This window comes from Pseudomonas sp. NFPP12 (genome assembly GCF_900103205.1).
In the GTDB taxonomy this organism is placed as follows: Bacteria; Pseudomonadota; Gammaproteobacteria; order Pseudomonadales; family Pseudomonadaceae; genus Aquipseudomonas; species Aquipseudomonas protegens.
This window is the reverse complement of the sequence record NZ_FMWW01000012.1, coordinates 1-19,328: the sequence shown is the minus strand read 5'-3', so window position 1 is coordinate 19,328 and position 19,328 is coordinate 1. Positions and strand designations below refer to the sequence as shown.

General features: G+C 62.5%; 16 protein-coding genes and 1 pseudogene. 15 read left to right on the top strand and 2 right to left on the bottom strand.

Features of this window, described 5'->3' with window-relative positions:
- Nucleotides 1–219 precede the first annotated feature (219 nt).
- Nucleotides 220–537, top strand: coding sequence for a Rieske (2Fe-2S) protein (locus BLS75_RS31515; protein ID WP_072453155.1), 318 nt, complete (start codon nucleotides 220–222; stop codon nucleotides 535–537).
- Here the strand turns inward: BLS75_RS31515 and sfsA are convergent.
- Together sfsA and BLS75_RS31505 are read right to left on the bottom strand one after the other, a co-directional pair.
- Nucleotides 534–1,247, bottom strand: a complete 714-nt coding sequence (gene sfsA / locus BLS75_RS31510; protein WP_041119917.1) for a DNA/RNA nuclease SfsA — start codon at nucleotides 1,245–1,247, stop codon at nucleotides 534–536. The genes BLS75_RS31515 and sfsA overlap by 4 nt on opposite strands.
- Nucleotides 1,247–2,419 carry a pyridoxal phosphate-dependent aminotransferase gene (locus tag BLS75_RS31505; protein WP_072453152.1) on the bottom strand — a complete coding sequence of 391 codons (1,173 nt, stop codon included), beginning with the start codon at nucleotides 2,417–2,419 and terminating at the stop codon, nucleotides 1,247–1,249. Before BLS75_RS31505 ends, sfsA begins: the two co-directional genes overlap by 1 nt.
- A gap of 342 nt (nucleotides 2,420–2,761) precedes the next feature.
- Between BLS75_RS31505 and dksA the strand changes: the two genes are divergently transcribed.
- The 14 genes and pseudogenes from dksA to BLS75_RS31435 all read left to right on the top strand — a co-directional run.
- A complete protein-coding gene (gene dksA, locus BLS75_RS31500) occupies nucleotides 2,762–3,202 on the top strand; it encodes an RNA polymerase-binding protein DksA (RefSeq protein ID WP_011063504.1) in 441 nt (146 codons plus the stop codon).
- 138 nt (nucleotides 3,203–3,340) lie between these two features.
- Nucleotides 3,341–4,237, top strand: coding sequence for a tRNA glutamyl-Q(34) synthetase GluQRS (gene gluQRS, locus BLS75_RS31495; protein WP_072453149.1), 897 nt, complete (start codon nucleotides 3,341–3,343; stop codon nucleotides 4,235–4,237).
- A gap of 77 nt (nucleotides 4,238–4,314) precedes the next feature.
- Nucleotides 4,315–4,491, top strand: coding sequence for a hypothetical protein (locus BLS75_RS31490; protein WP_003176118.1), 177 nt, complete (start codon nucleotides 4,315–4,317; stop codon nucleotides 4,489–4,491).
- Nucleotides 4,475–7,429: a sensor histidine kinase gene (locus BLS75_RS31485; protein ID WP_011063507.1), complete on the top strand. Its 2,955-nt coding sequence runs from the start codon at nucleotides 4,475–4,477 to the stop codon at nucleotides 7,427–7,429. Before BLS75_RS31490 ends, BLS75_RS31485 begins: the two co-directional genes overlap by 17 nt.
- 22 nt (nucleotides 7,430–7,451) lie before the next feature.
- Nucleotides 7,452–8,879: a sigma-54-dependent transcriptional regulator gene (locus tag BLS75_RS31480; protein ID WP_011063508.1), complete on the top strand. Its 1,428-nt coding sequence runs from the start codon at nucleotides 7,452–7,454 to the stop codon at nucleotides 8,877–8,879.
- 744 nt (nucleotides 8,880–9,623) lie between these two features.
- The gene (locus BLS75_RS31475) at nucleotides 9,624–11,015 is read left to right on the top strand and encodes a polynucleotide adenylyltransferase PcnB (protein ID WP_011063509.1); all 1,392 of its coding nucleotides are present in this window, start codon (nucleotides 9,624–9,626) and stop codon (nucleotides 11,013–11,015) included.
- A gap of 3 nt (nucleotides 11,016–11,018) precedes the next feature.
- The gene (gene folK, locus BLS75_RS31470) at nucleotides 11,019–11,498 is read left to right on the top strand and encodes a 2-amino-4-hydroxy-6-hydroxymethyldihydropteridine diphosphokinase (protein WP_011063510.1); all 480 of its coding nucleotides are present in this window, start codon (nucleotides 11,019–11,021) and stop codon (nucleotides 11,496–11,498) included.
- Nucleotides 11,499–11,892: 394 nt separating this feature from the next.
- A complete protein-coding gene (gene panB, locus BLS75_RS31465; protein ID WP_011063511.1) occupies nucleotides 11,893–12,693 on the top strand; it encodes a 3-methyl-2-oxobutanoate hydroxymethyltransferase in 801 nt (266 codons plus the stop codon).
- Entirely contained in the window at nucleotides 12,690–13,550 is an 861-nt protein-coding gene (gene panC / locus BLS75_RS31460; protein WP_041119923.1) for a pantoate--beta-alanine ligase, read from the top strand. The genes panB and panC overlap by 4 nt, the downstream gene beginning before the upstream one ends.
- A 123-nt stretch (nucleotides 13,551–13,673) precedes the next feature.
- A pseudogene (locus BLS75_RS31455) lies at nucleotides 13,674–13,823 on the top strand (aspartate 1-decarboxylase); the annotation flags it as partial.
- Nucleotides 13,824–14,069: 246 nt separating this feature from the next.
- Entirely contained in the window at nucleotides 14,070–15,734 is a 1,665-nt protein-coding gene (gene pgi / locus BLS75_RS31450) for a glucose-6-phosphate isomerase (RefSeq protein WP_011063513.1), read from the top strand.
- 128 nt (nucleotides 15,735–15,862) lie between these two features.
- Complete coding sequence (gene acs, locus BLS75_RS31445) at nucleotides 15,863–17,800, top strand: acetate--CoA ligase (RefSeq protein WP_072453143.1); 1,938 nt, start codon at nucleotides 15,863–15,865, stop codon at nucleotides 17,798–17,800.
- 53 nt (nucleotides 17,801–17,853) lie between these two features.
- On the top strand, nucleotides 17,854–18,720 hold the full coding sequence (locus BLS75_RS31440; RefSeq protein ID WP_011063515.1) for an oxygenase MpaB family protein: 867 nt from the start codon (nucleotides 17,854–17,856) through the stop codon (nucleotides 18,718–18,720).
- Between the two features lie 159 nt (nucleotides 18,721–18,879).
- Nucleotides 18,880–19,328 (top strand): thiolase family protein (locus BLS75_RS31435; protein WP_275668793.1); only part of this gene is annotated, 449 nt, incomplete at its 3' end.

Genomic DNA, 19,328 nt, shown 5'->3' with positions numbered 1-19,328 from the left:
AAGAACATTTCCTTCATTAAAGTGGGGGCCCGCGCAGCTGCTGTCCATGTGACATGCCGGACAGGCCGGGCATCGAAAGGAACAAGCGCCCCGTAACGGGCGGGGCGGCCATTTGATAATTGTTTTCATTTAGCCGTCAAGCGCCGACATGTTTCATCCTGCAGCCGGAAAGAAACTGTGACAGCCTGGACGCAGAGCCTTCGGACCAAGAGGATAGCCATGAAATTTCTTTGCGCCGGCAACGATCTGCCCGAAGCCGGCAGCCGGGGCTTCCAGCTCGCGGGGCTGAAGCTGTTCGCCGTGCGGCGCGAGCAGCGGGCCTATGTCTATGCCAATCGCTGCCCGCACCGGGGAGTGGCGCTGGAGTGGCAGGCTGACCAGTTCCTCGACCCCAGCGCCAGCCTGATCCAGTGCGCCACCCATGGCGCCCTGTTTCTGATCGAGAGCGGAGAGTGCGTGGCCGGACCTTGCGCCGGCCAGTTCCTGGAGAGCATCGACTGCCATGAAGACAGCCAGGGGATCTGGGTGGACCTCTAATCCCCGAGCAACACTTCAAGACGTCGGTCGATGCACACTTGCTCGGCCGTCAGGCACACACCATAGGCCAGCACCTCAACCCCCGCCGCGCGGGCTTCGCGCAGGGCAGCGGCGTAACCCGGATCGATCTCCTGCGCCGGCCGCACCGCGTCGATGCCCGAAAGGTTGACGCAATACAGCTGAACCGCCCGCACGCCCTCCCGGGCCAGGCTCGCCAGTTCCCGCAGATGCTTGGCGCCGCGCTGGGTCACGGCATCGGGAAACGCTGCCACCGGCGTGCCATCGAACCCCAGGGTGACGCTTTTGACCTCGACGTACGCCGGACCGTCCGGGTAATCCAGGCGAAAATCGATGCGGCTGTTCTCTTGCCCGTAAGGCACCTCGCGCTTGAGCCCGGTGAAGCCGTTCAACTCGCTGATAAGCCCCGAGCGCAAGGCTTCTTCCACCAGCCCGTTGGCCCGCCCGGTGTTGACGCAGGCCAGGCGGCCTTGAGGGGTTTCGCTGATTTCCCAGGTGCCCGGCAACTTGCGCTTGGGGTCATTGGAGCGGCTGAACCACACCTGCCCGCCCTCGACCATGCAATTAAGCATCGAGCCGGTATTGGGGCAATGGATGGTCAACAGCTCGCCGGTGGTGGTCTCTATGTCCGCCAGGAAGCGCTTGTAACGACGCAGCAGACGCCCCTCTTCCAGGGGAGGATCGAAGCGCATCAGGCGTGCCAGCTCTGCAGGCCACGGGCGATACGCTCAACCGCCTCCTGCAGGCATTCCAGGCTCTGGGTATAGGCAAAGCGCACATGATGGCCAGCCTGATGCCGGCCGAAGTCCAGGCCAGGGGTAAAGGCCAGGTGCTCGGTTTCCAGGAAGTGCCGGCAAAAGGCGAAGGCATCACCGCCGAAGGCACTGATGTCCGCGTACAAGTAGAACGCCCCTTCAGGTTCCACAGCGATGCCGAAGCCCAACTCACGCAAGGCTGGCAGCAGGAAATCCCGGCGGCGCCCGAACTCGGCGCGGCGCTCCTCGAGGATTTCCAGGGTCTGCGGCTCGAAGCACGCCAGCGCAGCATACTGGGCCATGCTCGGCGCACTGATATAGAGGTTCTGTGCCAGCTTTTCCAGTTCACCCACGGCTGCCGGCGGAGCTACCAGCCAGCCCAGGCGCCAGCCGGTCATGCCGAAATATTTGGAGAAACTATTCAGGACGAAAGCGCTGTCATCCACTTCCAGAACGCTGGCGGCATCGATGCCATAGGTCAGGCCATGGTAGATCTCGTCCACCACCAGATGCCCGTTGCGAGCCTTGATCGCGGTGGACAACCCCGCCAACTCGTCCCGGCTCAGGACCGTGCCGGTGGGGTTCGCCGGCGAGGCCACCAGGGCGCCCACGCTGTCCTGATCCCAATAGCGCTCCACCAGGTCCGGCGTCAGTTGGTAACGCACATCCGGCCCCACCGGGACCAACTGCGCAGCGCCTTCCACCAGACGCAGAAAATGCCGGTTGCACGGATAACCCGGGTCCGCCAGCAGCCAGTGCTTGCCCGGATCCACCAGCAGGCTGCTGGTCAACAGCAGGGCACCGGAACCACCGGGGGTGATCATGATCCGCTCGGGATCGATGTCCAGGCCGTAACGCTGCTGATAGAAGCCGGAAATCGCCCCTCGCAGCTCGGGAATTCCGCGGGCTGCGGTGTAGCGCGTCTTGCCGGCGCTCAGCGCGGCCTGCCCGGCCTTGATGATCGGCTCGGCGGTGGTGAAGTCCGGTTCGCCGATTTCCAGGTGAATCACATCATGCCCGGCGGCTTGCAGCTCATTGGCGCGGGCCAGCAAGGCCATGACATGGAAAGGTTCGATAGCGCGACTACGCGCACTGTAGGGCTGAGCCATTAGCCTTCCTTCATTGATTCGAGGGGGGAGCAAAGGACCGATTCTACCCATCTGATCAAGCCCGGGAGAACCCAGGCGGATCCGAGCGGTCTGTTGCTTGCGCCAACTGGCGCCAACACAACCCGCAGACTTGACTAAAATCAATGATTGAACGAACCGATCAGCAAGCCATGTCAGGCTTTTCCCATATCCATGGACGAACCAGGACATAGGCTCGACAACCGGGAGTAGCGCGCTCTGGTTTGATCTGGTAAGTTCGCCCGCTTGCAGCCGCAGGGCCGGCAAGTGTCGGAGATGGAGCAATCCTGCGCAATGGATTACAAGAGTAGAGGCGGTCCATTCATGCCCACCCAAGCAAAGCAACAGATTCAATCGATCAGCGGTTTTGAACCTTACGTTGAAACTGCGGGCGAAGAGTACATGGGCAAGCCCATGCGCGAGCACTTCACCAAGATCCTGAACAAGTGGAAACAGGACTTGATGCAGGAAGTCGACCGCACTGTTGATCACATGAAAGACGAAGCGGCCAACTTCCCCGACCCGGCTGACCGTGCCAGCCAGGAGGAAGAGTTCAGCCTCGAACTGCGGGCCCGCGATCGCGAGCGCAAGTTGATCAAGAAGATCGACAAGACCCTGCAACTGATCGAAGACGAAGAATACGGCTGGTGCGAATCCTGCGGCGTCGAGATCGGCATCCGCCGGCTGGAAGCCCGCCCAACCGCCGACATGTGCGTCGACTGCAAGACACTGGCGGAAATCAAGGAAAAACAGGTCGGCAAATAATCGCCGGCTGGAACCTGAAACGGAGCGTACCCACGCTCCGTTTTCGTTTCTACCTTCCCTGCAAGAGCAAGCCCACTCGCCAAAGCGATCCCCCGGCACCATCGTCACCCCGGGGCCAGACGAAGTAACATCCGCTCCATGACTGCCTCCACCTCTTCCTCGTACATCGGGCGCTTCGCCCCCACTCCCAGCGGCTATCTGCATTTCGGCTCTCTGGTTGCCGCGCTTGCCTCCTATCTCGATGCCCGCGCCGTCGGCGGCCGCTGGCTGCTACGCATGGAGGACCTTGACCCGCCCCGGGAAGAGCCCGGTGCCCAGGCGGCCATTCTCAAGGCACTGGAAAGCTACGGTTTCGAATGGGATGGGCAGATGATCCGCCAGAGCGATCGCCACGACGCCTATGGCGAAGTCCTCAATCGCCTGTTCCAGCAGGGCCTGGCCTATGCCTGCACCTGTTCGCGCAAACAGCTGGAGCCCTACCATGGCATTTACCCGGGACTGTGCCGCAACCTCGGCCACGCCCAGGACGAAGCCGCGATCCGCCTGCGGGTACCCGAACTGGAGTATCGCTTCGTCGACCGGGTCCAGGGCGAATACCGCCAGCACCTGGGTCGGGAAGTGGGGGACTTCGTGATCCGCCGCCGCGACGGTCTCTACGCTTACCAACTGGCCGTGGTGCTCGACGATGCCTGGCAAGGCATCACTGATATCGTGCGCGGCGCCGACCTGCTGGATTCCACACCGCGCCAGCTGTACCTGCAGGAACTGCTGGGCCTTTCCCTGCCCCGCTACTTGCATGTACCGCTGATCACCCAGCCGGACGGGCACAAACTGGGCAAGTCCTACCGCTCGCCCCCGCTGACCGAGGATCAGGCCCCGCCCCTGCTGCTGCGCGCCCTGCGGGCACTGGGCCAGAAGCCACCGGCCGACCTCGATGGCGCCAGCGTCGCGCAGATAATGGCCTGGGGCATGGCCCACTGGGATGCCGCCTTGATTCCACGCACACTGAGCGTGCCGGAAGCGCAATTAAGCTGACGCCACTTGCAGCTTGGCGCCCATCCGTTACCATCGCCGCACGTTTTCGGGCACGCACACAATAAAGAGAGGCCGAGATGTACATCTATCGCTTGGTCCTGCTCCTGGTAGTGGGGATCTATCTGTTCTCCCCCGCCATCATGGATTGGTGGATCGATGCTACTGGCGCCTGGTATCGCCCGTATCTGCTCTGGCTGATTCTGATCGTCGTGACCTTCATCCTGCAGAGCCAAAAAGATGCCGATGAGCTTTAGTCTGACCCAGATGATCCTGATCAGCGCCGCCTACCTGGCGGTGCTGTTCGGCGTTGCCTGGATCAGTGAGCGCGGGATGATCCCCCGCTCGATCATTCGCCACCCGCTGACCTACACCCTGTCACTCGGGGTCTATGCCAGTGCCTGGGCGTTCTACGGCACGGTCGGCCTGGCCTACCAGTACGGCTATGGCTTCCTGTCCAGCTACCTGGGGGTTTCCGGGGCCTTCCTGCTGGCACCGGTACTGCTCTACCCGATCCTGAAAATCACCCGCACCTACCAGCTGTCATCCCTGGCCGACCTGTTCGCCTTCCGTTTTCGCAGTACCTGGGCCGGTGCGCTGACCACGATCTTCATGCTGATCGGCGTACTGCCATTACTGGCGCTGCAGATCCAGGCCGTGGCCGACTCCATTGGCATTCTCACCCACGAGCCGGTGCAACATCGGGTGGCGCTGAGCTTTTGCGCGCTGATCACCTTGTTCACGATCTTCTTCGGCTCGCGGCATATCGCCACCCGGGAAAAACATGAAGGCCTGGTGTTCGCCATTGCCTTCGAATCGGTGATCAAGCTGATCGCCATTGGCGGTGTCGGCCTGTACGCGCTGTACGGGGTATTCGACGGCCCGCAGCAACTGGAACTCTGGCTGTTGCAGAACCAGACTGCCCTTGCCGCACTGCATACACCCCTTCAGGAAGGCCCGTGGCGCACCCTGCTACTGGTGTTCTTCGCCTCGGCGATCGTCATGCCGCACATGTACCACATGACCTTTACCGAGAACCTCAACCCTCGCGCCCTGGTCAGCGCCAGTTGGGGGCTGCCGCTGTTCCTGCTGCTGATGAGCCTGGCAGTGCCGCTGATTCTCTGGGCCGGCCTCAAGCTCGGCGCTACCACCAACCCGGAATACTTCACCCTGGGCATCGGCATCGCCGCCAACAGCCCGGCCCTGGCTCTGCTGGCCTATGTCGGCGGGCTGTCGGCCGCCAGCGGCCTGATCATCGTCACCACCCTGGCGCTCTCGGGGATGGCCCTGAACCACCTGGTGCTGCCGCTCTACCAGCCACCGGCGGAGGGCAACATCTACCGCTGGCTGAAGTGGACCCGCCGCGCCCTGATCGTCGCCATTATCATGGCCGGCTACGCCTTCTACCTGCTGCTGGGCGCCGAGCAGGACCTGGCCAACCTGGGGATCGTGGCCTTCGTCGCCACCCTGCAATTTCTTCCGGGCGTGCTGTCGGTACTGTACTGGCCGACCGCCAACCGCCGGGGCTTCATCGCCGGCCTGCTGGCGGGGATCCTGGTGTGGCTGGTGACCATGCTGCTGCCGTTGATCGGCAACCTGCAGGGTTTCTACATCCCGCTGCTGAACATGATCTACGTCCTGGACGACACCAGTTGGCATATGGCGGCCATCGCCTCGCTGGCGGCCAACGTCCTGATGTTCACCCTGATCTCGCTGTTCACCAATGCCAGCACCGAGGAGGCCAGCGCCGCCGAAGCCTGTGCCGTGGACAACGTGCGCCGTCCGCAACGCCGGGAACTGCACGCCGCCTCGCCCCAGGAGTTTGCCACCCAACTGGCCAAGCCGCTGGGGGCCAAGGCAGCCCAGAAGGAAGTGGAGCAGGCCCTGCGTGATCTGTATCTGCCCTTTGACGAACGCCGACCTTACGCCCTGCGGCGCCTGCGCGACCGCATCGAAGCCAACCTGTCCGGGTTGATGGGCCCCAGCGTCGCCCAGGACATGGTGGAAACCTTCCTGCCCTACAAGGCCGGTGGAGAAAACTACGTCACCGAGGACATCCACTTCATCGAAAGCCGGCTGGAGGACTACCACTCACGCCTCACCGGCCTGGCCGCCGAGCTCGATGCCCTGCGTCGCTATCACCGGCAAACCCTGCAAGAGCTGCCGATGGGGGTCTGCTCCCTGGCCAAGGACCAGGAGATCCTCATGTGGAACAAGGCCATGGAGGAGCTCACCGGCATACCTGCCCAGCACGTGGTGGGCTCGCGCCTGAGCACCATTACCAACCCGTGGAAGGACCTGCTGCAGGGCTTTATCAACCTGCCGGACGAACACTTGCACAAACAGCACCTGGCCCTCGATGGCCAGACCCGCTGGCTGAACCTGCACAAGGCCGCCATCGATGAGCCTCTGGCCCCGGGCAACAGCGGCCTGGTACTGCTGGTGGAAGACCTGACCGAAACCCAGACCCTGGAAGACAAGCTGGTGCACTCCGAACGCCTGGCCAGCATCGGGCGCCTGGCGGCCGGGGTGGCCCATGAGATCGGCAACCCGATTACCGGCATCGCCTGCCTGGCGCAGAACCTGCGCGAAGAACGGGAAGAGGACGGCGAACTGACGGAAATCAGCGAGCAGATCCTCGAACAGACCAAACGCATCTCGCGCATCGTCCAGTCGCTGATGAGCTTCGCCCACGCCGGCAGCCATCAGCACAACGACGAGGCGGTGTGCCTGGCCGAAGTGGCCCAGGACGCCATTGGCCTGCTGGCGTTGAACCGGCGCAATTTCGAGGTGCAGTTCTTCAACCTGTGCGATCCCGACCACTGGGTCGACGGTGATCCACAGCGCCTTGCCCAGGTCCTGATCAACCTCCTTTCCAACGCCCGCGACGCCTCCCCTCCTGGCAGCGCGGTACGCGTCAAGAGCGAGGCTTTCGAGCACACGGTCGACCTGATCGTGGAGGACGAAGGCAGCGGCATTCCGAAGAACATCATGGACCGATTGTTCGAACCGTTTTTCACCACCAAAGACCCTGGGGAAGGCACCGGTCTGGGCCTTGCACTGGTCTATTCCATCGTTGAAGAGCATTATGGACAAATCACCATCGACAGCCCGGCCGATCCTCAAAGCCAACGCGGCACCCGTATCCGGGTGACTTTACCGCGTCATGTCGAAGCGACGTCCGCTGTGAACTGAGACCGTCGAGAGAATTGAATCAATGCCGCATATTCTGATCGTCGAAGACGAAACCATTATCCGCTCCGCCCTGCGCCGCCTGCTGGAACGCAACCAGTACCAGGTCAGCGAAGCCGGCTCAGTGCAGGAGGCACAGGAACGCTTCAGCATTCCCACTTTCGATCTGATCGTCAGTGACTTGCGCCTGCCAGGCGCCCCGGGCACCGAATTGATCAAGCTCGGCCAGGGCACTCCGGTGCTGATCATGACCAGCTACGCCAGCCTGCGCTCAGCCGTGGACTCGATGAAAATGGGCGCGGTGGACTACATCGCCAAGCCGTTCGATCACGATGAAATGCTCCAGGCCGTGGCGCGGATCCTGCGGGATCGGCAAAGCGCCGAAAATGCCCCGCCAGACCGTCCGGCCGCCAAGGCTGGCGCCACTGCGGAGCGGGCCGGTGCGGGCAACAACAATGGCGAAATCGGCATCATCGGCTCCTGCGCTCCCATGCAGGATCTGTACAGCAAGATCCGCAAAGTGGCGCCCACTGACTCCAATGTACTGATTCAGGGTGAATCCGGTACCGGCAAGGAACTGGTGGCCCGAGCCCTGCACAACCTGTCCAAGCGTGCCAAGGCACCGATGATTTCGGTGAACTGCGCAGCCATTCCGGAAACCCTGATCGAGTCCGAACTGTTCGGCCACGAGAAAGGTGCGTTCACCGGTGCCAGCGCCGGCCGTGCTGGCCTGGTAGAAGCTGCGGACGGCGGCACCCTGTTCCTCGACGAGATTGGCGAGCTACCGCTGGAGGCGCAGGCGCGATTGCTGCGAGTACTGCAGGAAGGCGAGATTCGCCGTGTCGGCTCGGTGCAGTCACAGAAAGTCGATGTGCGCCTGATTGCAGCCACTCACCGCGACCTGAAAAGCCTGTCGAAAATAGGCCAGTTCCGTGAAGACCTGTACTACCGCCTGCACGTGATTGCCCTGAAACTGCCGGCCCTGCGTGAGCGCGGTGCAGACGTCAATGAAATTGCCAATGCCTTTCTGGCCCGCCAGAGCGCACGCGTCGGCCGCACGGACCTTAAGTTCGCCGCCGATGCAGAACAGGCCATCCGCCATTACTCCTGGCCGGGGAACGTGCGCGAACTGGAGAACGCTGTCGAGCGTGCGGTCATTCTGTGCGAAAGCCCGGAAATCTCGGCCGACCTGCTGGGCATCGACATCGAACTGAGCGACCTGGAAGACGATGACTTCGTCGGCCTGCCCCCACAAGCGGGTAACACCAGCCACGAACCGACCGAAGACCTGTCCCTGGAGGACTACTTCCAGCACTTCGTCCTCGAACACCAGGACCACATGACCGAGACCGAGCTGGCACGCAAACTGGGCGTCAGCCGCAAGTGCCTGTGGGAACGTCGTCAGCGCCTGGGCATCCCACGGCGCAAGAGTGGGGTCGCCAGCGAAAGCTGAACTACGGCTGACGAAAACGCGGGTAACACTCGCTTTTGTGAAAAAAACTGTTACCTGCTCCATCGCACGTAACAGGAACCGGGGCTAAAGGTAACGAAGCCCCGGTTTTTTTTGCCCTGAAAAACACCCAACGGCACGCCTAACCCCTTGTTTTACTGGGGATCGCAAAAGTTGGCACGGCACCTGCTATATGTTTGGTACAAGAACAATAACAAGCAATGCACAAGACAATAAAAATAAGACGAATCGACTCACGCATAATAAAAACAACACGGCGGAGGCGCAGCTAACTGATTCTTTTGGAGAGGCGTTGTATTTGGGGCTTGCCCCACAACCAGGCCGAGAACAACAAAAACTGCCCTAAGGCAGAGCCTGAACTGGTTGGATCGAAAGGTCATTGCAACTCAGCGATCAAAGCAATCCGTTTGCTCTTGGCTCCCGATTGGGAGGGTCATCCTGGGTAAACCAGATGACAAGGGCGTTTAACAAAAACAAGAAGCCCGAAACCAATAATAAAAATAGAGCACGCAACTATTCTGGGGGAGCTTCGGCTCCCCTTGTGGTTTCCGGAATTCGTGTTTTCACTCCCCCGCCCCCATCCAACCTCGCCAAACCGCAGTTCAGCGCCAGCCTGTACAAGTCGCGGCAGCTTCCTACACCATCCTTCGACTAAATGCTAGAATCCCCGCCCATCATGCGGCCACTCTTCGTTTTGGCCGAATATTCCTTCAAACAGTGCATCCCATGCTGAAGAAGCTGTTCCAGTCATTCCGTTCTCCCTTGCGTCGTACGCAACATAAACGCAGCACGCCTGAAGTGCTCAATAGCAGCCAGCATTCGCTGCAACGTGCCCAGTTCAGCCGGTATGCGGTGAATATCGTCGAACGCCTGCAGAACGCCGGCTACCAGGCCTACCTGGTGGGTGGCTGCGTGCGCGACATGCTGCTCAATATCACCCCCAAGGACTTCGACGTCGCCACCAGCGCCACGCCGGAACAGGTCAAGGCCGAGTTCCGTAACGCGCGCATCATTGGCCGGCGTTTCAAGCTGGTGCACATCCACTTCGGTCGCGAAATCATCGAAGTTGCGACTTTCCGCGCCAATCACCCGCAAAACGAAGACGACGAGGACAGTAACCAGTCATCGCGCAACGAAAGCGGGCGGATCCTGCGGGACAACGTCTATGGCACCCTGGAAGAGGACGCGCAACGTCGCGACTTCACCATCAATGCCCTGTACTACGATCCGGTCAGCGAGCGCATTCTCGATTACGCCAATGGCGTACACGACATTCGCAACAACCTGATCCGCCTGATCGGCGATCCTCGCCAGCGTTATCAGGAAGACCCGGTACGTATGCTTCGGGCAGTACGCTTTGCAGCAAAACTGAACTTCGGCATCGAGAAACACACCGCCGCCCCCATTCGCGAACTGGCACCGATGCTGCGGGAAATCCCCTCGGCGCGCCTGTTCGAAGAAGTGCTCAAATTGTTCCTCTCCGGCTACGCGGCGGACACCTTCGAAATGCTGGTGGACCTGCAACTGTTCGACCCGTTGTTCCCGGCCAGCGCCGAAGCCCTGGAGTACAACCCGACCTACACCCATACGCTGATCAGCGAAGCCTTGGTCAACACCGACCTGCGGATCAAGCAGAACAAGCCGGTGACCCCAGCCTTCCTGTTCGCCGCCCTGCTCTGGCCAGCCCTGCCGGCCCGAGTGCTGCGCCTGCAGGAGCGTGGCATGCCGCCGATTCCGGCCATGCAGGAAGCCGCCCACGAGCTGATCGCCGAACAGTGCCAGCGCATCGCTATTCCCAAGCGCTTCACCATGCCGATCCGCGAAATCTGGGATATGCAGGAACGCCTGCCACGGCGCAGCGGCAAGCGCGCCGACCAGTTGCTGGACAATCCGCGCTTCCGCGCTGGCTACGACTTCCTGCTGCTGCGCGAAAGCGCCGGCGAGCAGACCGATGGCCTGGGGGAATGGTGGACCGACTATCAGGACGCCAATGACGCCGAACGCCGCGACATGATCCGCGACCTCAGCGGCAAGGAAGACGCCAGTGGCGCGCCACGCAAGCGCCGGCGCAGCAGCGGTGCCAAGCGCAAGCGCAGCAGCGGCGCATCGGGCGAGTAATAGATGGAACGCATCTATATCGGCATGGGTAGCAATCTGGCAGCCCCTGAAGCACAACTGCGCAGTGCCATCGAGGCCCTCGCGCAGTTGCCCGAAAGCCGCCTGCACGGCGTATCGGCCTTCTACCAGAGCGACTCATTGCTCCCAGGCCAGCCACGCTATACCAACGCCGTCGCGGCGCTGGACAGCGCGCTGGCGCCGCTAGCCCTGCTGGACGCCTTGCAGGCCATCGAAAACCAGCAAGGCCGCGAGCGAAATGAGCGCTGGGGCCCACGTACCCTGGATCTGGACATCCTGTTGTTCGGCGATCGACTGATCGACGAACCCCGCCTCAAAGTCCCCCATTACCACATGCAGGCACGCCCCTTCGTGCTCTACCCGTTGGCGGAACTGGCCCCTGCCGACCTGCAACTGGCTGACGGCCGCACCCTGCACGAACTGCTCGCTGCCTGCCCATTTGTCGGCCTGGAACGCCTGGCCTGACCGCTGAAACGCATCAGTAACGGCGGTAACACTGGCAGCGTAACAATGCGGTAACACATCTAATTGACTTCCCGAGTTCTCCTCACGACTATAGGCGTCCCGTTGCCGCCATCACGGCGCTAAAGGGCGCAATTCAAGTGAGGTCGGTTCGCGGCGAGCCCGGGAAACGCCAGGCAGGGGCAGTTGTGCAACGGCGGTGGCACCCGCTGGCATGGCACCTCTTCTGGGCACAGAATGATGGGCCCGACGCCACAGGCGCGACCCCCGCAAGCCCGTTCAAATCGCTTGGAACCAGGCTGTATAAGCACGACAAAAGACCGTGCGCCTGAATAACGAAGAATCACGCGCGTTACTCGCAGTAGTTTCCAAAGCGCCTGAAATGAGGACCCCTTTCATGCCAGACATCACTCTGACCACCCTGCAAAGCCTCAAGCAGAAAGGTGAGAAAATCACCATGCTGACCTGCTACGACGCCACCTTCGCCCACACCTGCTGCGAGGCAGGCGTCGAAGTCCTGCTGGTAGGCGACTCCCTGGGCATGGTGCTGCAAGGACACGACAGCACACTGCCCGTCAGCACCGCTGACATGGCCTATCACGTCGCGGCGGTCAAGCGCGGCAACAACGGGGCACTGATCCTGGCCGACCTGCCATTCATGTCCTACGCCACCACTGAACAGGCCCTGAGCAGCTCGGCCCAGCTGATGCAAGCCGGCGCGCATATGCTCAAGATCGAAGGCGCAGCCTGGCTGGCCGAGCCGGTGCGCCTGCTGAACGAGCGTGGAGTGCCGGTCTGCGTGCACATGGGGCTGACGCCACAAACCGTGAACGTTCTGGGCGGCTACAAGGTCCAGGGCCGCAATGAAAGCCAGGCGCGGCAGATGCGTGCCGATGCCATCGCCCTGGAGCAGGCCGGCGCGGCAATGCTGCTGCTGGAGTGCGTGCCCAGCGAGCTGGCGGCGGAAATCACCCAGGCGGTGAAGATCCCGGTAATAGGTATCGGTGCCGGCAATGCTACCGACGGCCAGGTCCTGGTGCTCCACGACATGCTGGGGCTGTCCCTCAGTGGTCGCTCGCCGAAGTTCGTGAAGAACTTCATGGCAGGCAAGGACAGTATCCAGGCCGCCTTGAGCGCCTATGTCGAAGAAGTCAAAGCCGTCACCTTCCCTGGCGCCGAACACGGGTTCTCTGCATGAATACAGTCAAAACCGTGCGCGAATTGCGCGCCGCGGTCGCCCGCGCGCGCAGTGAGGGCAAGCGGATCGGCTTCGTGCCCACCATGGGCAACCTGCACAGTGGCCACGCCGCCCTGGTGGCCAAAGCCGCCCAGCGGGTGGACTTCGTGGTCGCCAGCATCTTCGTCAACCCACTGCAGTTCGGTGCCGGCGAAGACCTGGACAAGTACCCACGCACCCTCGCCGCCGACCAGGAAAAATTGCTGGAAGCCGGTTGCCACCTGCTGTTTGCTCCCAGCGTCGAAGAAATGTACCCCGACGGCATGGCCGGGCAGACCCGGGTCAGCGTTCCCCAGTTGTCCGAAGGCCTGTGCGGCGCCAGCCGTCCCGGGCATTTCGAAGGCGTGGCTACAGTGGTCAGCAAGCTGTTCAACATGGTCCAGCCCGATCTCGCGGTGTTTGGCCAGAAGGACTACCAGCAGTTGGCAGTGATTCGGGCCCTGGTGCACGACCTGAACATGCCGATCCAGATCATCGGTGAGCCAACGGTACGTGCCGCCGACGGCCTCGCCCTGTCGTCGCGCAACGGCTACCTGAGCGAAGAGCAGCGCGCTATCGCCCCGGTGCTGTACCGCAGCCTGAGCCAGATTGCCCAGGCCATCAGGAACGGCGAACGCGACTATCCCAAGCTTGTGGCCGAACAACAGCAGCAGCTTGAAGCCGCCGGTCTGCGTCGTGACTACCTGGAAATCCGCCAGGCACAGAACCTGCGTCCAGCCACCGCGCAAGACCGTGAACTGGTGATTCTTGTGGCAGCCTATCTGGGCGCGACACGGTTGATCGACAACCTGCACCTGGACCTCGACACACCGGCATGAACGCCCGATTGCCCGAACTCCAACCTTCGGGCAAACTGCCGCCGGCTGGGGCCTGCAGCCCATGACTGCGGGCCCCGTTCAAGGATCCGCCCCAGGGAACACCCCATGTACACCATCATGTTCAAGGCCAAGGTCGGTGATCGAGCGACCCTCTGTACCTATGCTCCCTGCAGTGAAGCCGAACCGCTCGGTTTCAAGCCGCGCATGCTGCACATGGCCCCTGGCAATGAGCAGAGCCTTACCAGCCCTGCGATTGCGGATCAGGTCGCCTGACGCTTCCCCCTATTTCTACCCATTGAAATCCCGAATCCAGACCAGGCAGGCCCGCTGAGTACAAAATAGTACTGGCCACCAGTCGGACAAAGCCAAGACAGAACAGCACGCCGGGGTTACTGTTATCCCCCCGAGTGATTAAACGTATCAGCACAGGGCCGGCCCAACGGGTCCTTGAGACCGCGCAGGACGTTCCGGGCTTTTCAGTGTCCAAAAGGCAGTTCAAGCAAAAGGAAAACCGCAGCGATGGCGTACTACCGCACTCCTCATGACGTTACCGCTCTGCCCGCCTGGCAAGCGTTGAAAGACCACCGCCAAGCCATGCAGGATTTCAGCATGCGCGAGGCGTTCAATGCCGATCCGCAGCGCTTCAGCCAATTCACCCTGAGCAGTTGCGGGCTGTTTCTCGACTATTCGAAGAACCTGATCACCAGCGAAACCCGCGACCTGCTGGTGAACCTGGCCAAGGAAGTCGGCCTCTCAGACGCCATCAAGTCCATGATCACCGGCGAACTGGTCAACGCTTCCGAAGGCCGCCCGGCCTTGCACACCGCACTGCGCCGCCCGGTGGGCGACAAGCTGTCGGTGAACGGTGTCAACGTGATGCCCGAAGTGCACAAGGTACTGAACCAGATCACCGAACTGGTGGGCCGCATCCACGACGGCCTGTGGCGCGGCTACACCGAGAAGCCCATCACCGACGTGGTGAACATCGGCATCGGCGGCTCCTTCCTCGGCCCGGAGCTGGTTTCCGAAGCGCTTTTGTCCTATGCCCAGAAAGGCGTGCGCTGCCATTACCTGGCGAACATCGATGGCAGCGAGTTCCATGAGCTTTCTGCGAAAATCCGTGCAGAAACTACGCTATTCATCGTTTCCTCCAAGTCTTTCAATACCCTCGAAACCCTGAAGAACGCCCAGGCAGCACGGGCCTGGTACCTGGCCCAGGGCGGCTCGGAGGCCGAACTGCACCGCCACTTCATCGCCGTGTCGAGCAACAATGCGGCGGCAGTGGCCTTCGGCATTCGCGAAGAGAACATCTTCCCGATGTGGGACTGGGTCGGCGGGCGCTACTCGCTGTGGTCCGCCATCGGCCTGCCGATCGCCCTGGCCATCGGCATGTCCAACTTCAAGGAGCTGCTGTCCGGTGCCTACACCATGGACCAGCACTTCCAGAGCGCGCCGTTCGAACAGAACATGCCCGTGCTGCTGGCCCTGCTCGGCGTGTGGTACGGCAACTTCTGGGGCGCGCAGAGCCACGCGATCCTGCCGTACGACCACTACCTGCGCAACATCACCAAGCACTTGCAACAATTGGACATGGAATCCAACGGCAAGAGCGTGCGCCAGGACGGCACCCCGGTGGCCACCGATACCGGCCCGGTGATCTGGGGCGGCGTGGGCTGCAACGGCCAGCATGCCTACCACCAGTTGCTGCACCAGGGCACCCAATTGATTCCGGCCGACTTCATCGTGCCGATCGTCAGCTTCAACCCGGTGGCCGACCACCATCAATGGCTGTACGCCAACTGCCTGTCCCAGAGCCAGGCACTGATGCTGGGCAAGACCCGCGCCGAAGCCGAGAGCGAACTGCGCGAGAAAGGCCTGAGCGAAGCCGAAATCGCGAAGCTGGCACCGCACAAGGTGATTCCCGGCAACCGTCCGAGCAACACCCTGGTGGTGGAGCGCATCAGCCCGCGACGCCTTGGCGCACTGGTGGCGCTGTATGAACACAAGGTCTTCGTGCAAAGCGTGGTCTGGGGCATCAACGCCTTCGACCAGTGGGGCGTGGAGCTGGGCAAGGAGCTGGGCAAAGGCGTCTACAACCGCCTGGTCGGCAGCGACGAAACCCTGGCCGACGACGCATCGACCCAAGGCCTGATCAACTACTTCCGCGGCCGTCACCGCGGCTGATCGACCCTGTCACCCCAGGAGCCGGCCACACCGGCTCCTGTCCGGGCCCCGGCCCTTCCCCACTTGAACCTTCCCGGCACTTGTGCGCACCCTTATGACTTGTCGCAAAACAAGAATAAGGAACCGTCATGTTCGATATCAGCACTTTTCCGAAAGCCGATGCCGTCCGCCGGGCGGCACAAATGAGCCAGGACGACTACCACCACCTCTACCGCCAGTCCATTGAGCAGCCGGACCAGTTCTGGGCCGAGCAGGCCAGGCGCTTCCTGCACTGGAGCAGCCCCTGGGACAGCGTCCACAGCCACGACATGCGCACCGGCGAGGCCAACTGGTTTCGCGGTGGCCAACTCAACGTCAGCTACAACTGCATCGACCGTCATCTGGAAAAACGCGGCAATCAGGCGGCGATCATCTGGGAAGGTGACAACCCGGCAGACTCCCAGCGCATCACCTACCAAGAACTCCACGACCGGGTCTGCCGCCTGGCCAACGTGCTGAAAAGCCGTGGCGTGAAGAAGGGCGACCGGGTGTGCATCTACATGCCGATGATTCCCGAAGTGGCCTACGCCATGCTCGCCTGCACCCGGATCGGCGCGGTGCATTCGGTGGTGTTCGGCGGTTTTTCGCCGGAGGCCCTGCGCGACCGCATTCTCAACGCCGACTGCCGCACCGTGATCACCGCCGATGAAGGCGTGCGCGGCGGCAAACTGATTCCGCTGAAGAGCAACGTCGACAAGGCCCTGCTCAGTTGCCCGGATGTCAGCAGCGTGCTGGTGGTCGAACGCACCCGCAACCCGGTGAACTGGCTGCCAGATCGCGACATTTCCTATGAACAGGCCGTGGCTGGCGCCAGCAACCAATGCGCCCCCGAGCCGATGGACGCCGAAGACCCGCTGTTCATCCTCTATACCTCCGGCAGCACCGGCAAACCCAAGGGCGTGCTGCACACCACCGGCGGCTACCTGCTACAGGCCGCCATGACCTTCAAGTACGTGCTGGACTACCGCGACGGCGAAGTCTTCTGGTGCACCGCCGACGTCGGCTGGGTCACCGGCCACAGCTACATCCTCTACGGCCCCCTGGCCAACGGCGCGACCACGCTGATCTTCGAAGGCGTGCCCAACTACCCCAGCACCTCGCGTTTCTGGGAGGTGGTGGACAAGCATCAGGTGAACATCTTCTACACCGCGCCCACCGCTCTGCGTGCCCTGATGCGCGAAGGCAGCGCCCCGCTACAGAACACCTCCCGCGCCAGCCTGCGCTTGCTCGGCAGCGTCGGCGAGCCGATCAACCCGGAAGCCTGGGAGTGGTATTTCAACGTGGTCGGCGAACAACGCTGCCCGATTGTCGATACCTGGTGGCAGACCGAAACCGGCGGCATCATGCTCAGCCCCCTGGTCAGCGCCCGGCAGATCAAGCCCGGATGCGCCTCGACCCCGATGTTCGGCGTACAACCGGTGCTGCTGGACGACCAGGGCAAGGAAATCCATGGGGCAGGCAGCGGCATCCTGGCAATCAAGGCCAGTTGGCCGGCGCAGATCCGTAGCGTCTATGGCGATCCCAAGCGCATGGTCGAAACCTATTTCGCTCCCTACCCCGGCTATTACTTCACCGGTGATGGTGCCCGGCGCGACGAGGATGGCAGCTACTGGATCACCGGGCGCATCGACGACGTGATCAACGTTTCCGGGCACCGCATCGGCACCGCCGAAGTGGAAAGCGCCCTGGTGCTGCACGACAGCATCGCCGAAGCGGCGGTGGTCGGTTACCCCCATGATCTCAAGGGCCAGGGAATCTATGCCTTCGTCACACCGATGCAGGGCGTCGAGCCCGACGAGGCACTGAAGAAGGAACTGCTGGCCCTGGTCAGCCGCGAGATCGGCAGTTTCGCCAAGCCGGAGCTGATCCAGTGGGCTCCGGCCCTGCCGAAAACTCGCTCGGGCAAGATCATGCGGCGTATCCTGCGCAAGATCGCCTGCAACGAACTGGATACCCTGGGTGACACTTCGACCCTGGCGGACCCCAGCGTGGTGGACGGCCTGATCGACAAACGCCTGAACGTTTGAAACCGGCGCGGCATCCGCCGCGCTTCTTTTTTAAATAGCCACACCGAGCTGTCATGGAATTCATTCGCAGCCGCATCGAAAGCCAGGTCATGAGCCTGTCCGGCCTGTCTCTGGGCCAACTCGACCTGGAACATCCCAAAGGTGACCCCGGCCTGTTCGGGCCGGGGTCCGTCAGTTGGCAGGTGCACGCCGACTTCAGCAGCATGCTGATCGGCGGCATCAGCGCCCTGTTGATGCAGGCCCTGCATCCTTTGGCCTTGGCCGGCGTCTGGGATCACTCGAACTTTCGCCAGGACATGATCGGCCGCCTGCGCCGCACCGGGCAGTTCATCTCCGGCACCACCTTCGGCTCCCGCCAGGACGCCGAATGGCTGATCGACAAGGTACGCAGCATTCACTTGCACATAGTCGGCACCGCCCCCGATGGCCGCCCCTATGCCGCCAGCGACCCCGATCTGCTGACCTGGGTTCACGTGGCTGAGGTCAGCAGTTTTCTTGCCGCGCACTTGCGTTACCTCAACCCTCATCTTTCCGGGGCTGACCAGGATCGCTACTACGACGAGATCGCCCTGATCGCCGAACGCCTGGGAGCCCGGGACGTGCCGCGCTCGCGGCGCGCCGTGGCCGACTACCTGCAGGCCATGCGCCCCCAACTGCTCTGCGACCAGCGCAGCCGGGAAGTCCTGCGCCTGCTGCTGGCTGCCCCAGCCCCCAGCCGCCTGGCCAAACCCTTCGGTTCGTTGATGATGCAGGCCGGCATCGACCTGCTGCCGGACTGGGCCAGCGCCATGCTCGAGGTCAATCAGAACCCGCTGCAACGCCAACTGATTCGTGCCAGCGTCAAGCGCAGCACGCCGATGCTGCGCTGGGCGGTACGGGACAGTTCCGTGCACCGGGCGAAACGACGCATGGGCCTGTAAAAACCGACCGTTCAAGCACAACCCGACCGGCCGGTTCGCGATTGGCCGGCTCCCGGGGTTGTGTGCAACCATGATTTCGCCAATTTCCAGTGCCTGTGCCGCCCGGCCAACACCCGCACCACGCCACAGGTCCCTGCCACCGAACACAAGGACCCGATCATGCAAGACGTCGTAATCGTTGCCGCCACCCGCACCGCCGTGGGCAGTTTCCAGGGCTCCCTGGCGAACATTCCCGCCGTTGACCTGGGCGCCGCGGTCATCCGCCAATTGCTGGCCCAGACCGGCATCGACCCGGCCCAGGTCGACGAAGTGCTCATGGGCCAGGTGCTCACCGCCGGCGCCGGGCAGAACCCCGCCCGCCAGGCCGCGATCAAGGCCGGCCTGCCCCACGCGGTACCCGCCATGACCCTGAACAAGGTCTGCGGCTCCGGCCTCAAGGCCCTGCACCTGGGCGCCCAGGCCATCCGCTGCGGCGATGCCGAGGTGATCATCGCCGGCGGCCAGGAAAACATGAGCCTGTCCAACTACGTGCTGCCCGGCGCCCGCACCGGCCTGCGCATGGGCCACAGCCAGATGATCGACTCCATGATCAGCGACGGCCTGTGGGA

What these genes read in the sequence shown, in the direction of transcription:
- BLS75_RS31515 (WP_072453155.1), top strand. Translation starts at nt 220, where the DNA reads ATGAAATTTCTTTGCGCCGGCAACGATCTGCCCGAAGCCGGCAGCCGG.
- sfsA (WP_041119917.1), bottom strand. Translation starts at nt 1,247, where the DNA reads ATGCGCTTCGATCCTCCCCTGGAAGAGGGGCGTCTGCTGCGTCGTTAC.
- BLS75_RS31505 (WP_072453152.1), bottom strand. Translation starts at nt 2,419, where the DNA reads ATGGCTCAGCCCTACAGTGCGCGTAGTCGCGCTATCGAACCTTTCCAT.
- dksA (WP_011063504.1), top strand. Translation starts at nt 2,762, where the DNA reads ATGCCCACCCAAGCAAAGCAACAGATTCAATCGATCAGCGGTTTTGAA.
- gluQRS (WP_072453149.1), top strand. Translation starts at nt 3,341, where the DNA reads ATGACTGCCTCCACCTCTTCCTCGTACATCGGGCGCTTCGCCCCCACT.
- BLS75_RS31490 (WP_003176118.1), top strand. Translation starts at nt 4,315, where the DNA reads ATGTACATCTATCGCTTGGTCCTGCTCCTGGTAGTGGGGATCTATCTG.
- BLS75_RS31485 (WP_011063507.1), top strand. Translation starts at nt 4,475, where the DNA reads ATGCCGATGAGCTTTAGTCTGACCCAGATGATCCTGATCAGCGCCGCC.
- BLS75_RS31480 (WP_011063508.1), top strand. Translation starts at nt 7,452, where the DNA reads ATGCCGCATATTCTGATCGTCGAAGACGAAACCATTATCCGCTCCGCC.
- BLS75_RS31475 (WP_011063509.1), top strand. Translation starts at nt 9,624, where the DNA reads ATGCTGAAGAAGCTGTTCCAGTCATTCCGTTCTCCCTTGCGTCGTACG.
- folK (WP_011063510.1), top strand. Translation starts at nt 11,019, where the DNA reads ATGGAACGCATCTATATCGGCATGGGTAGCAATCTGGCAGCCCCTGAA.
- panB (WP_011063511.1), top strand. Translation starts at nt 11,893, where the DNA reads ATGCCAGACATCACTCTGACCACCCTGCAAAGCCTCAAGCAGAAAGGT.
- panC (WP_041119923.1), top strand. Translation starts at nt 12,690, where the DNA reads ATGAATACAGTCAAAACCGTGCGCGAATTGCGCGCCGCGGTCGCCCGC.
- pgi (WP_011063513.1), top strand. Translation starts at nt 14,070, where the DNA reads ATGGCGTACTACCGCACTCCTCATGACGTTACCGCTCTGCCCGCCTGG.
- acs (WP_072453143.1), top strand. Translation starts at nt 15,863, where the DNA reads ATGTTCGATATCAGCACTTTTCCGAAAGCCGATGCCGTCCGCCGGGCG.
- BLS75_RS31440 (WP_011063515.1), top strand. Translation starts at nt 17,854, where the DNA reads ATGGAATTCATTCGCAGCCGCATCGAAAGCCAGGTCATGAGCCTGTCC.